Origin of the sequence: Stappia albiluteola (assembly GCF_014050225.1) — a bacterium.
GTDB lineage: Bacteria > Pseudomonadota > Alphaproteobacteria > Rhizobiales > Stappiaceae > Hongsoonwoonella > Hongsoonwoonella albiluteola.
Genome location: NZ_JACFXV010000061.1, coordinates 41,651 through 55,467, shown reverse-complemented (window position 1 = coordinate 55,467; position 13,817 = coordinate 41,651). Strand labels below are relative to the sequence as shown.

The window sequence follows — 13,817 nt, the reverse complement described above, 5'->3', positions numbered from 1 at the left end:
TCGCTGTGCTGAACAGGCTTTCAATCCAGGTCAAAATTCCCCTCGCAATCGTAAGCTCCGCCTTTATCGTCGGTTCGAGCATAGGCGTCGTCAGCTACCTTGCCGCGGCGAACGAGATCCGGCTGGTTTCCGAAAGGGAACTGCAAACGATCGCGGAGAGCCGGGCGGCGGATCTGAAGGCTTACCTGAACTCCATTCGCGAAGATCTCAAGATCATTTCCAACCTGCCCTTCACGTCAAAGGCACTCGCGGAATTCGACCTTGCCTGGCAGGAAATTCCCGGCGACCGGACCAGGGCACTCAAGACCGCCTATATCCAGGACAATCCGAACCCGCTCGGAGAGAAGCACAAGCTGGACAAGGGCCTTGCCGGCACGGCCTACGACACCGCGCACGGCACCTACCACCCCTGGTTCCGCGAAATGCTGGAAGAGCACGGCTACTACGACATCTTCCTGTTCAATGCCGCGGGCGATCTCGTCTACACGGTCTTCAAGGAAGAGGATTTCGCGACCAGTTTCAGGCCCGGCGGCGAGTGGGCGGCGACCGATCTCGGCCATGCCTTCCGCGCCGCGATGGAAGGACCGAAGGGCGCCGTTCACTTCTTCGATTTCAAGCCCTACGCGCCAAGTCACGGAGCGCCTGCCGCCTTCATGTCGATGCCCATCGTGCACGACGGCGTGAAGCTGGGCGTCATCGCCTATCAGATGCCGATCGACCGCATCAACACGCTGATGTCACGGCAGGAAGGTCTCGGCAGGACCGGCGAAACGCTGATCGTGGGCGCCGACGGGCTGATGCGCAACGATTCCCGCTTCACCGGCGAAAACGACATCCTGTCGAAGAGCCTCGACGGCGACAGCCTGAAGGCCGCTCTTTCCGGACAGGCTACGCTGAGCATCCGTGACGACTATCGCGATGCGGAGATGGTCGAGGCCACGGTGCCTCTGGTCTACGAAGGCACGAGATGGGCCGTTTCCGCCGTGAAGGAAGTCGACGAGATCGAGGAGCCGCTCCGGCACCTGCTGAAGGCCATGCTGATCGCCGGCCTTGTCGCGCTGGCGGTTGCGGTCGCCGGCGGCCTTGGTGTCGCACTTGGCCTGACCCGGCCGATCGGACGGCTCGTCGATGCGATGAGGCGGCTCGCCGGCGGCGATACGCGCATTGACCTGAAGGACAGCACGCGCGGCGACGAGATCGGCGACATGTCCCGCGCCGTGCAGGTGTTCCTCGACAATGCGCGCGCCCGCAGGCAGCTGGAACAAGCCGCCAAGCATTCCCGCGACATCGAGGCGATGCGACAGCAGAAGATGGAAAAGCTGATTGCCGAGTTCAAGATCGCGGTCGCGGCGATCCAGGAGAACCTTTCCGTCCAGACGACGCAGATGGACGGCACCGCGCGGCAGATGATCGACATCTCGGACAAGGCGCTGGTGGCGGCGAACGCCGCCTATGACGCAACCGGCAGTTCTTCCCGGAACGTGCAGACGGCGGCCGCGGCGGCGGAGGAATTCATGGCCTCGATCCGCGAAATCGCCCGCCAGTCCAACAAGGCGCGCGACCTGACCAGCACCGCCACCAATGCGGCGATGACCACCGACAAGGACGTCGCCGCCCTGTCGGCCACGGCGGAGAAGATCGGCGAAGTCGTCGGCATGATCCGCGCGATCGCCGAGCAGACGAACCTGCTGGCCCTCAACGCGACGATCGAGGCTGCGCGGGCGGGCGAAGCCGGCAAGGGCTTTGCCGTGGTCGCCGCCGAAGTGAAGGAACTGTCGAACCAGACGGCCAAGGCGACGGACGAGATCGCGACGCAGATTTCCGACGTGCAGCAGTCCACCAAGCGCGCCGTCGAGGCGATCAAGCAGATCGTCACCCAGATCGCCGACGTGCAGACTGTGACCGGCGCCATTGCCGCATCCGTCGAACAGCAGGAAGCGGCCACCAACGACATTACCCGCAATATCGCGAGTGCGGCGGGCGGCAGCTCGGAAGCGGCGGTCAACGTCGAGGCCGTCACCACGGCGATCACGTCGGCGCGCTCCCACACGGACGACGTCGCGGCAGCCTCCGGCGCCTTGGCCGACGTGGCCAGCAAGCTCTCGGCAGCGGTGCAGGGATTCCTGGAGCTCGTTGTGCAGGACGCCCGGGATCGCCGCGCCAACGAACGCATGATCGCCAACGAGCAGGTCACCGTCACCGTCAATGGCAAGCGCCTGCCTGCGGTCCTGGACGATTTCTCCGAAAAAGGCATGAAGATCAGCGGTCTTCCCAACCTCAACGAAGGCACCAGGCTGACCCTTCACCGCCACGACATGGACATCTCCGGCACCGTGCTCTGGTCGAACGACGACTATGTGGGCGTGACTATCGATACAAGGCAGAAGGCCGGGAACAGCCGGGCGGCCTGACCCCCTCCGGCCCGAATGTCGAGCGCGCCGGCCTGAAAAAAGGGCCGGCGCGTTTTTGTTCGACAGGCAGCAGCAGGGATATGCAGCACCCGCGCGAAGTCAAAGATCGCGGAAGGCCACACCCTCGCGTTGCTCCTATCGTTTTTTTCGGCTAGCTGTTTTCTATCAGTAATTGCTGTTTTGATTCATGCTCGCAGGACTTCCGGATAATGCATTTCGTCAAAAAGAGCGCTTTGAGCCTGGCCGCGCTGGCCTGGATCGTCCCGTCCCATCCGGCATACTCCCAGACGCCGACCCAAACTCTGGAAGAGCGCATCGCGGAATGCGCGCGAATAACCGACAGCCTGCAAAGGATCACCTGCTTCGACGCCGTGGCGGCGCAGGCAAGCCAAACGAGTCCGGAGCTGCCGGCAAGCCCGGATTCGAATGTCGGCAACTGGATCGTCAATGAATCGTCCAATCCGCTGGACGACAGCAAGGTCGTGACCGCCAGTCTTTTCACCGACAATCATACTTCGGTACTGGGGAGCCAGGTTTCGTTTCTTGCGCGGTGCTCATCCAACAAGACAGAAGCCTTCATTGTTTGGGGTACCTATCTCGGCAATGACGGCGCATCCCCGAATGATGCACGAAAGCTTGTCAGTTATCGGATCGGCGACAAGCCCGCAGTGAATTCGTTCTGGAATCTCTCAACGGACCACCGCGCCGTTTTTGCACCGGGTTGGGCCGGAAATCTGCTGAAGGAAATGGTTCAGCACGACAAATTTGTCGCCCAGATCGTTCCCTATCAATCAGTTCCGATTACCGCCACCTTCGATACCCGGGGGATGAGGAAAGCTCTCGCCAGCCTGGCGCAAACCTGCCACTGGTCGCTGCCACCTGCCCCCGAAGACTATCTAGCAAGCGAAACTCCCGAGACGACGGCGCTGGAGGCGTTGAAGAGCAAAGCCCTCCAGACGGCTGAAGATTACTTCAGCGATTGGTCGCAAGGGGCGAGCACTACCAAAGAGCGTATAGCGAAGCGCTACAAGCAATCCGTCGTCGATTTCAATCACAACCGCTTCCCCCTTGATAAATTCCTCGAATATCGCGGTGGATTCATCGACGCATGGCCGCTCAGAGCCTTCCACGTGCGTTACGGCAGCACGATTGCCAGCTGCCATATCGGAACCTGCTCCATTTCCGGGATCGTCGACTGGTACATCGAAAACAACGAGCAAAAGAAACGGCAATCCGGCGCGACTGAATTTTTATTGATTTTTGACACCGATACATGGCTGATCTCGACCCATAGCGAGAGGGAAATCGCCTCGAAGCACGAAGCGATCTCACCAGAACATCTCATTGGCCAATGGTACGACGAGAACGGTCGATGCCGGGGCGGCAGTGGCGACAGCCCGCTAACCGACGAGGCCTGCGAAAGGCGTAGTGAAATCGACGCCCTGCTTGAACGCGCAGGATGGTGCTACGGCGAAACCGCCAATTACAGTTACGAAGCGTCCTGGGAACGCTGCGGGAAAAAGCAGGCAGAGGCGACAAAGGCTGCGGCCACTCCCCGGGATTGAAGTCGATTGGCCCTAACGCCCTGAAAACAGCGTTTCCATCTCGCGGCGGATGATGACGGCGTCGTCTTCCGCGTCGATTTCGACATCGGCCCAGCGGACGATCTCGCCTTCGGCGATGTCGCGGGTCAGCCGCACGCCGCTGGCAAGGCCGATCGGCAGAAAGCCGTTTTTCAGCGAAACGCCGGCAGGCTGCTGCTTGCCCCAGACGCTGAAACCGCCTTCGCCATCAAGCATCTCGCCAGCCTTGAGAGCCTTCTTGGCCGTCGCCACCACATCCGAATGAAAACCGTGCGGACAGCCGGTCGGTTCTCCCCGCAAGGCGGCGGAGGCGATAGAGATGCCGAGTTCGAGGCCGATCATGTGCGTGGGCCGGTAGAGGGCGGCAAACCGCCCGCTCCTGTCTTCGAGCGTGTGGTATTCGGTGAAGCAGCGGCGGGCGTAGTCGGTCTCGCCCTCAATGACGACATAAGTGCCCATGGCAAGGTGATGCGGCACGTCCTCGCCTTTGCGGGTAAGAGAGGAAACAACCTCCGTCGTGCCGGAATGGCTGAGCACGCCACCATCGCTCGCCGGCTTGCAGATATCCGCAAGATCGAAGCGGCTCGCCGGCGGGAACGACAGGCCGTCCGGCTGCGGGGTCAGCCCGGTGGCGTTGCAGACCGCCGTCATCTCGATGCCGGACTTCGTGCCGTCGAGGAAGGAATTGAACATCTTCAGGTTCAGCCCTTCCTTGCTGCTGAAGGCGAGGTATTTCGACACCTCCTCCCAGGTGGTGTCCGGGTTGAGCTGATGGTAGCGCGGCAGGTAGCGGGTGCCCTTGCCGGCCGCAACGACCTTGAACCCGCAGGCCCGCGCCCAGTCCACATGTTCGCAGATGAGCGCCGGCTGGTCGCCCCAGGCCAGCGAATAGACGACGCCGGCCTGCGCCGCCCGCCGCGCCAGAAGCGGTCCGGCCAGAACGTCGGCCTCCACATTGACCATGACGATGTGCCGCCCGGCGGCGATCGCCGCAAGGCAATGGCGGATGCCGACGGCCGGATCGCCTGTTGCCTCGATCACCACCTCGACGCCCGGAGCGCCGATCGCCCGCGCCACGTCATCGGTGACGCAGGTCGCCCCCGTCGTCGCCGCATCCTCGGGCGAGCGCGCCGCATATTGCTCGGCCGGCCAGCCGGCATTTGCAAGCGCGGCCTTCGCCTTCGGCACGTCCCGGTCGACCACGGCGACGATCTGGATGCCCGTCGTCAGCCGCGCCTGGGAAAGGTACATGGTGCCGAACTTGCCGGCACCTATCAGCACCACCTTCACGGGTGCGCCGGAGGCGGCGCGGGCGGCAAGCATGCGCGACAGGTTCAACGGCGTTTCTCCCCGCTACGATCCGACACCATATGATCGATGGTGAACCGGCTCAATCGCGCACGATCATGACCGATTTGTCGGTATGACGCACCACCTGGTCGGCGCTGGGGCCGATGAGATGGTCGGCCATTTCCGGCCGGTGCGAGGCCATGACGATGAGGTCGCAGCCGTTGGCTTCGGCACAGCGCACGATCTCGCGGAACACGCGGCCGGTAGCGACATGCTCCGTCACCTTTCGCTCCGATAGTTTCTCGGCGACAAAGGTATTGAGCGCCTCGGCGGCCTTGCGTGTCGCCGTCGCCTCGAAGTCGTTCGGGAAATATTGCGAAACCATCGAGGTGCGGATGTCCGGCACGACCGTCAGCACATGGAGTTCGGCCCCGAACCTTTCGGCGAGTTCCACCGCAACCGGCAGCGCCTTGGTCCAGGAACTGTCATGGGCAAGATCGAGCGGAAGAAGGATCGACTTGTACATGGTTCGTCTCCGGTCACGAGGCGGCCTGGGTTCGGGCCGCCGTTTCCGCCGTTTCGATGCGGCGACGCTGGGCGAGCACGACGAGGCCTAGGAGCAGCAGGGCTGGAATGTAGAGCCAGTATTTCGACGGCGTCTCGACCGGCGTCAGCACGCGGACGATTTCCTGATCCCAGTCGAGGCCGACATCCTGCGCCGCAGAGCCGAAGGCGACATCGTCGATGATCATCTTGCCGTCCTGGTCCAGCAGCGTAAGGCCGGCGCCCTCAAGTCGCTCGCTGCCCGAACCACCCTCCGGCAGGTTGAGGAGGACCACCCATTCACGCCGCTCGCCGACCGCATCGACGCCCGACACCCTGAGACGCAACGGCTCGCCCGCCGGCACTCTTTCCGCCGCCTGGGAGATCTCCGTCGGCGGAACCTCCTCGTAAGGCGGGTAGATCATGTCCATCCAGAAGCCGGGACGGAAGAAGGTGAAGGCAAGCAAAAGCAGCGCCACCGTCTCCCAGATCCGGCTCCTCGTCAGGAACCAGCCCTGCGTCGCCGCCGAGAAGAGCAGCATGGCCAGCGTCGCCACCACGAAGATGAAAAGCCCGTGCAGCCAGTCCACGTTCATCAGCAGCAGGTCGGTGTTGAAGATGAACAGGAAGGGAAGCGCCGCCGTCCTGAGCGAATAGAAAAAGGCGACGAAGCCGGTGCGGATCGGGTCGCCGCCGGAAACCGCCGCCGCCGCGAATGAGGCAAGGCCCACCGGAGGCGTCACGTCGGCCATGATGCCGAAATAGAAGACGAAGAGATGCACGGCGATCAGCGGCACGATGAGGCCGTTTTCCTGGCCGAGCGTGACGATGACCGGCGCGAGCAGCGCCGAGACGACGATGTAGTTCGCCGTGGTCGGCAGGCCCATGCCGAGGATCAGCGACAGGATTGCGGTGAGGAACAGGATCGCTAGCAGGTTGCCGCCCGACAGCACCTCCACCACATCGGCAAGGGCAGAGCCGACGCCCGTCTGCGACACCGCGCCGACGATGATGCCGGCGGTCGCTGTGGCGATGCCGATGCCGATCATGTTGCGTGCGCCCGCAATCAGGCCCTCGACAAGCTCGCGGAAGCCGCGCACCACGGCCTCGCCCAGCGGTTCGCCGTTGCGGCGGAAGATGGCGAAGAGCGGCCGCTGGGTGACGAGGATGAACATCATGAAGGCCGAAGCCCAGAAGGCGGAGAGGCCCGGCGACAGGCGGTCGACCATCAGCGCCCAGATCAGCACCACCACCGGCAGGATGAAATGCAGGCCCGATTTCACGGTCGGCCCCGGCAGCGGCAGTGAGGTGACCGGGGCGTTGGGATTGTCCATCTTCGGCTCGGGATAGTGCGAGCTGTAGAAGACGAGGCCGACATAGACGGCAACCAGCAGCGCGAAGACGACGTAGGAAGCCGACGCCCCGAAGGCCGGCCTGATCCAGCCCATGCCGTAATAGACGGCGAGCGACAGCGCGCAGACGGCCAGCACGCCGAAGACGAAGCCGACGATACGCCGCATCCATGGCCCCGGCTCATAGGCGCGCGGCAGGCCCTCCATCCCCGCCTTGCAGGCCTCCAGATGGACGATGTAGACGAGCGCGATATAGGAGATCAGCGCAGGCAGGAAGGCGTGCCTGACCACGTCGAAATAGGGAATGCCCACATATTCGACCATCAGGAAGGCGGCGGCGCCCATGACGGGCGGCATGATCTGCCCGTTGACCGATGAGGCGACTTCCACCGCCCCTGCCTTCTCGGCGCTGAAGCCGACCTTCTTCATCAGCGGAATCGTGAAGGTTCCGGTGGTCACCACATTGGCGATGGAGGAGCCGGAAATGAGGCCGGTCATCGCCGAGGAGACCACGGCGGCCTTGGCCGGCCCGCCGCGCAGATGCCCCATCAGGGAGAAGGCGACCTGGATGAAATAGTTGCCCGCCCCTGCACGGTCGAGCAGCGAGCCGAACAGCACGAACAGGAAGACGAAGGAGGTCGACACGCCGAGCGCGATGCCGAAGACGCCTTCCGTCGTCAGCCAGTGGTGATTGATGATCTCCCTGAGGTTGTTGCCCTTGTGGGAGATGATCTCCGGCATATAGGGGCCGAGAATGGTGTAGACGAGGAAGAAGCCGGCCACCAGCACCAGCGCCGGGCCGAGTGTGCGGCGCGTCGCCTCCAGCAGCAGCATCAGCCCGGTGATCCCGACCACGTAGTCGAGGAAGATGGGCTGGCCGACCCGGTCGGCGAGCGGCGCGTAGTAGATGAAGAGATAGGCCGAACAATAGGCCGCCACAGCCGCCATGATCCATTCCTGGATCGCCACGCGGTCGGGCCGCGCCGGCAGCAGGATACCGAGCGCCACCACCGCCGTGATGGCAAGGATCACCCAATGCGGGAAAACGTCTTCCGCCGAGAAGGCGAAGAGGCTCCCGAGAACCACGGGAACAGCCATGCCGAAGACGATCGTGCCGACCGTCCTCGTGGCCGGGAAAGCCAGGAAGGCCAGCACCACTGCAAAGGCCAGATGGATCGACCTTGCTTCCGTGTCGTTGAAGACGCCGAAACCGAGGGCAAAGGGCAGCGGCGAGGCGAACCAGAGCTGGAACAGCGACCATAGCAGAGCGATGCCGGCGATCAGCCGCCCGACATACCCGCCGGCACTGCGTGCGCCGGTGTCGCTGGAAGCGACGAGTTCGTCCAGCTCCGCCTGGCTGAGGCCACCCGGCGTTGCGGGCTCAACCCCGCCGGTTTCCGTATCCCGCGTCTCCGGCATGCCTCGCCCCCTCCTTCACGCTGCACCGTCTCCCGTCAGCCACGGGAGAGAAGAAGCCCCGCAGGCACTGCCTGCGAGGCCCCGTGTTTGGCCGTCAGAGCCAGCCGCGCTCCTTGTAGTAGCGCTCCGCGCCCGGATGGAGCGGCGCGGAATTGCCCTGCGTGATCATGTCCTGTTCGGTCAGGTTCTCGAAGGCGGGATGCAGCTTCTTGAAGCGGTCGAAATTGTCGAAGACCGCCTTGACGACCTGGTAGATCACCTCGTCCGGCACGTCGCTGGACGACACGAAGGTCGCCTTCACGCCGAAGGTGTCGACGTCGCTGTCGGTACCCTTGTACATGCCGCCCGGGATCGTGGCCTTGGCATAGTAGGGATTGTCGGCGATCAGCTTCTCGATCTCCGGTCCGTCGACGGGAATGAGCTTCGCGTCGGTGGTGGTCGTCGCTTCCTGGATCGCGCCGGCCGGATGGCCGACAGTATAGATCATCGCGTCGATCTTGTTGTCGCCGAGCGCGCCGGCCTGCTCGGCCGCCTTGAGCTCGGAAGCGAGCGCGAAATCGGACAGCGACCAGCCCTTGGCGTCCATCACGACGTCCATCGTTGCCCGCTGGCCCGAGCCTGGATTGCCGATATTGACGCGCTTGCCCTTCAGGTCGTCGAAGGTCTCGACGCCGGCGTCGGAGCGTGCGACCACGGTGAACGGCTCGCCATGCACGGAGAAGACGGCCCTGAGCTTGTCGAACTTGTCGCCTTCGAATTTCGACGTGCCGTTATAGGCATGGTACTGCCAGTCGGACTGGGCCACGCCCATCTGCCGATCGCCGTTCTTGATGGCGTTGATGTTGTCGATGGAACCGCCCGTGGACGGCGCCGTGCACTTGATGTTGTGCTCGCCCGTTCCGCGGTTCACGAGCCGGCAGATCGACTGGCCGACGACGTAGTAGACGCCGGTCTGGCCACCCGTGCCGATGGTGATGAAGGTTTCCTGCGCCAGCGCCGAACCGCTGCCGATCGCCGTCTGGGCGCCGAGCACCATGGCCGCGCCCACAATAGTTCTTGTCAGTAAGTTCATTACCGACCTCCCTCTTTTCTCTAATCAAACACGATCCAGCTTAGGCCGAAGCAACAGGCCATGCAACGAAATCGCCGGCAGAAACATCAACAAAATCAAATATACGGACATAATTCTCGTATTTTTGAATATTCGACGGCACTGAAATTAAAGGACACCTGCAACTTCGATTTAGGAAAAATGCCATGCCGCCGCGAAAGAGAATTACTTCTGCGGATCGCCACTTGGAATATTATTGTTCCTTTTGGTTAGAAAAACGCCATGCAACCAGTATTCGTATATTTGACTTCGACGTCTCCTGGATGCGCGAGGAATCGATCTTTGCGGATTGGCAATCTCGGCATCGGTTGTATTCTTGCAGGCCTTGAGCAAGGACACGACCCAGGAATATCGATCAGGGGACCGGCCGAAAATGACCGACGACACCTTGCGGGCCGGGGCGACGGAAGCGCTTGGCCGTTTCATCACGGGCTTTCGCCGCGACCGCCTCAACGACGACCAGCGACGTATCGCGCAACTCTGCATGCTCGACGGAGCGGCCGTCGCGCTTGCCGGCGAACACGAGCCGGTTGCCCGCATCGTGCGCGGCATGGTGACGGCCGAGGGCGGCGTTCCGGAAGCCTTCGTCTTCGGGCTCGGCCATCATCTGCCGGCACGCGCCGCCGCCCTTGCCAACGGCACCGCCATGCATGCGCTCGACTATGACGACACCCATTTCGACCATATCGGCCACTCGACCGTCGCAATCCTGCCGGCGGTACTGGCGCTCGGCGAGAAACTGGGCGCCAGCGGCGCCGAAGTGCTCGACGCCTTCGTCATCGGTATCGAGACCGCCTGCCGGGTCGGCGTCTATTTCGGCCCCGGCCATTATCAGAGCGGCTTTCACCAGACGGCGACCGCAGGCGCCTTTGGCGCCGCTGCGGCAGCGGCCCGCCTTGTCGGCCTGCCGCAGGACGCCTGCCGCCATGCCATCGGCATCGTCTCGACCCGCGCTTCAGGGCTGAAGTCGCAGTTCGGCACCATGGGCAAGCCCCTGCATGCCGGCCTTGCCGCGGCGAACGGCGTGGAGGCGGCGACCCTTGCCGGACTCGGCTTCGTTTCCAATCCGCAAGGGCTGGAAGGCCTGCAGGGTTTCGCCGAGACCCATGCCGGCGGCGGCAGGGTGAAGCCGGATGCCTTCGACGGGCTTGGCGAGGCGTTCCGCTTCGACCGGGTGCAGTTCAAGTATCACGCCTGCTGCCACGGCACCCATGCGCCGATCGAGGCGCTCGCCGCCATCGTGCGGGACAAGAAAATCGAGCCCGAGGCTGTGGAGAGCGTGACCTTGAAGGTCCATCCGCGCTGGCTGCGCGTGTGTGACATCAAGGAACCGGCAACGGGGCTGGAGGCGAAATTCAGCTACACGCAGACTTCGGCCATGGTGCTTGCGGCGCGCGACACCGCCTCGCTTGCCAGTTTCGACGACGCCGCCTGCAGCGACCGCCAGTTGGCCGCGCTGCGCGACCGGGTGATCGTGGAAACCGATGACGGCCTGGGCGACACGGAAGCGCGCGTCAACCTTCTCACGCGCAACGGCAGAAGGATCTCGTCCCATGCCGATCTGAGCCGGCCGACGCCGGTGGCGGAGACGGAAGCGCGCCTGAAGGCAAAGGCGGCGGCGCTGATCGGTGCGGACGCCGCCGCGCGCCTTGCCGCCTGCGTCGGCGGCATGGCGGAGGATGCGGCCTTCGGCCTGCCGGCATTGCTTGCGGGGCTGTCGAAGCACTAGATCGACCTGCCTGCGCCCGGGCGGACGCAGGTTGCTCCGCGCCCTGCCCCCAAGCGCTCATGTCGGCTCGTCGCATCCCTTTTCAGCGGGTGCGAAATCGGGCTTCAGGTCGAGCAGCGCCGTCCCGTCGACGCAATCGAGGCCGCGCACGAAGAGCGTCGTGCCCTCGACCTTCTCCAGCCCGACCACGGCCGCCGCCACCGGGTTCGGCCTGACCGGCGAGCGCAACGCGAAGGTGCCCATCAGGCTGCCGCGATGCTTCGGCGACTGCAGCACCAGATCGCGGCGCGACAGGTGCATCCAGTACAGAACCAGCAGCCGCCGATACTGCTCGATGCCGGTGAGCGCGTCCCGCCAGCGGGGATCGACCTCGATGCGGCAGAGCGGACCGTCCATGCTGCCGCGCCTCGGACACTCCTCGCGCCGTTGCCAGGGCGTACGGATCCGGCCGACGAAATAGAGCGAGGCGTCGAATGCCTCCGGCAGGTCGGCGGCGATTTCGCCGGGGCGAATGCCGAAGGACTGGTCCGGCGACGGAGCGGTTGGGCGGTTCTCGTTCATGCGCATCTTCCGGTCGGGTTTGCGTCCTGCCGCCGGATGATATCGAACATGAGGCGGCACGGCGAGGGTGCGCCGGCCGGCTCCGTTCCCCTGTCTTTCGGGCGGGCTTTGCCCGCAAAGGTTTTTGGAACCCGGTCCATCGTTCGGCTTCGCCTCACTCGCCCGGGATGACGGCCGAGTGTGCGGTCACCTCTCTGCCGCAACCTCTCGGCTCGTCATACGCGGGCCTGACCCGCGTATCCATGCGGCCTGCCCCAAACTCCGGTGTCATCCCCGCGCAGGCGGGGAACCAGTAACCACGTAGGTCAGTAGCTTAATCTCTAGCCTTTTGTGATTACTGGATGCCCGGTCGAGCCGGGCATGACAGAGTGTGTGGGAGTGTTGGCGCAAGCACGGCAGGGTGAGTGACCCCTCTGCGGCAACCCCTCGGCTCGTCATACGCGGGCTCGACCCGCGTATCCATGCGGCGCCGACACATGCTCCCGAATGAATATGGCCACCAACCGGGAATTGCACTTTTCTCCGTATATTTCTCAGGATAGAATGCGTGCAGGGCTAGTGAAAAAGACTGGCCTAGGGGTGTCGTAACCTCTACCGAAGCGGCTGGCATCAGCCGCAATTGATGCCTCCTCGACCTAAGGGTTCACCCCTCATGGCCGGGGAGGCGATGGCGTATGTCCAAGGGCTTGCCCCAAAGGCCATCGCAGCCGTCTTCGGTCGGCTTACGACCTCCCCGGCCGCCAGAGTCCTCTCTGGCGGTTCACCGGCTTAACGGGGAGGCAAGCCATGGCCGATGGCTACAACTTCGCTGCGGATTTACTCACCACCTGGCGCTCGACGGCGGACTGGGTGAAGGTCGTCGCGCTCGTCACCTTTGCAACGACGCCAATTGTGGCCTTCATAATTTATTTGAAATACCGCCTCGCGAAAGCGCATCTCGCCCGCGAGAGCGAGCTGTTGAGCTTCCTCCCACCCGCCGATTTTTCCGAGCCGCGCATTCCGCATGCGCCGGGCATCCGCCTCGTCTCGCGTCCAGCCAGGGACGAGGCGTGATCCGGCCCGCAATCGTCATGTCCAGGCCCAGTTGGACACCCGCTCGCATGACGCGCCACCCGCACCTCAACCAGGCGCGGCGGGCGGGTCGCCGGTCAATGGTCCGGCGATGACGACCCATATTTTCGGGCGGGCTACGCCCGCGGATGATTTCTGGATACAGGATCATCGTTCGGCTGCGCTTCACTCGCCCGGGATGACGGAGTGTGTGGCAGACACACCGCTTCAACCCCTCGGTTCGTCATACGCGAGCTCGACCCGCGTATCCATTTGGCGCCTGAGGTCTTAGCCGCCGTCCATGGATCGCCGGGTCTGGGCCCGGCAATGACGAGGGGAGAGGCTGTGCGTCCATTGCGCGGCAGAATTAGATGCAGCCCCCGCCCCACACTCTGATGTCATCCCCGTGAAGACGGGGATCCAGTAATCGCATGCGTTGGTGGCTGAATCTCCGGCCACCGTGGTTACTGGATGCCCGGTCGGGCCGGGCATGACAGAGTGTGTGGCACGTTGGTCCGGTATGACAGGATGTGCGGGTGCGCAAGCACGACAGGGTAAGTCGCCACTCTGCCGTAACTCCTCGGCTCGTCATACGCGGGCTTGACCCGCGTATCCATGCGGCCTGCCCCAAACTCAGGTGTCATCCCCGCGCAGGCGGGGAACCAGTAACCGCCTGCGACAGTGACTGGATCTCCGGCCACCGTGGTTACTGGATGCCCGGTCGAGCCGGGCATGACAGAGAATGCATTTGCGCAAGTATGACAGAGT

9 protein-coding genes are annotated in these 13,817 nt (G+C 63.7%); 4 read left to right on the top strand and 5 right to left on the bottom strand.

The genetic code is table 11. The features are described 5' to 3' along the window. Positions 1–5 precede the first annotated feature (5 nt). The gene (locus H2509_RS14265; protein WP_182166381.1) at positions 6–2,411 is read left to right on the top strand and encodes a methyl-accepting chemotaxis protein; all 2,406 of its coding nucleotides are present in this window, start codon (positions 6–8) and stop codon (positions 2,409–2,411) included. A gap of 209 nt (positions 2,412–2,620) precedes the next feature. Continuing rightward, the gene (locus H2509_RS14260) at positions 2,621–3,976 is read left to right on the top strand and encodes a type VI secretion system-associated protein TagO (RefSeq protein ID WP_182166379.1); all 1,356 of its coding nucleotides are present in this window, start codon (positions 2,621–2,623) and stop codon (positions 3,974–3,976) included. A gap of 12 nt (positions 3,977–3,988) precedes the next feature. Here H2509_RS14260 and H2509_RS14255 read toward each other — a convergent pair whose 3' ends face one another. The 4 genes from H2509_RS14255 to H2509_RS14240 all read right to left on the bottom strand — a co-directional run bounded on the left by H2509_RS14255 (position 3,989) and on the right by H2509_RS14240 (position 9,670). After that, entirely contained in the window at positions 3,989–5,332 is a 1,344-nt protein-coding gene (locus H2509_RS14255) for an NAD(P)H-dependent oxidoreductase (RefSeq protein WP_182166377.1), read from the bottom strand. A gap of 52 nt (positions 5,333–5,384) precedes the next feature. Further along, entirely contained in the window at positions 5,385–5,810 is a 426-nt protein-coding gene (locus tag H2509_RS14250; protein WP_182166375.1) for a universal stress protein, read from the bottom strand. Positions 5,811–5,823: 13 nt separating this feature from the next. After that, the gene (locus H2509_RS14245) at positions 5,824–8,598 is read right to left on the bottom strand and encodes a TRAP transporter permease (RefSeq protein WP_182166373.1); all 2,775 of its coding nucleotides are present in this window, start codon (positions 8,596–8,598) and stop codon (positions 5,824–5,826) included. A 94-nt stretch (positions 8,599–8,692) separates the two neighbouring features. Further along, positions 8,693–9,670 carry a TAXI family TRAP transporter solute-binding subunit gene (locus H2509_RS14240; protein ID WP_182166371.1) on the bottom strand — a complete coding sequence of 326 codons (978 nt, stop codon included), beginning with the start codon at positions 9,668–9,670 and terminating at the stop codon, positions 8,693–8,695. Between the two features lie 412 nt (positions 9,671–10,082). Between H2509_RS14240 and H2509_RS14235 the strand changes: the two genes are divergently transcribed. Next, positions 10,083–11,438: an MmgE/PrpD family protein gene (locus tag H2509_RS14235; protein WP_182166369.1), complete on the top strand. Its 1,356-nt coding sequence runs from the start codon at positions 10,083–10,085 to the stop codon at positions 11,436–11,438. Between the two features lie 57 nt (positions 11,439–11,495). On the opposite strand, the gene tsaA is transcribed toward H2509_RS14235, so the two are convergent. Then, a complete protein-coding gene (tsaA, locus tag H2509_RS14230; protein ID WP_182166367.1) occupies positions 11,496–11,999 on the bottom strand; it encodes a tRNA (N6-threonylcarbamoyladenosine(37)-N6)-methyltransferase TrmO in 504 nt (167 codons plus the stop codon). A gap of 786 nt (positions 12,000–12,785) precedes the next feature. Between tsaA and H2509_RS14225 the strand changes: the two genes are divergently transcribed. Continuing rightward, positions 12,786–13,052 (top strand): hypothetical protein, encoded by a 267-nt coding sequence (locus H2509_RS14225; RefSeq protein WP_182166365.1) that lies wholly within the window; start codon positions 12,786–12,788, stop codon positions 13,050–13,052. Positions 13,053–13,817: the final 765 nt, after the last annotated feature.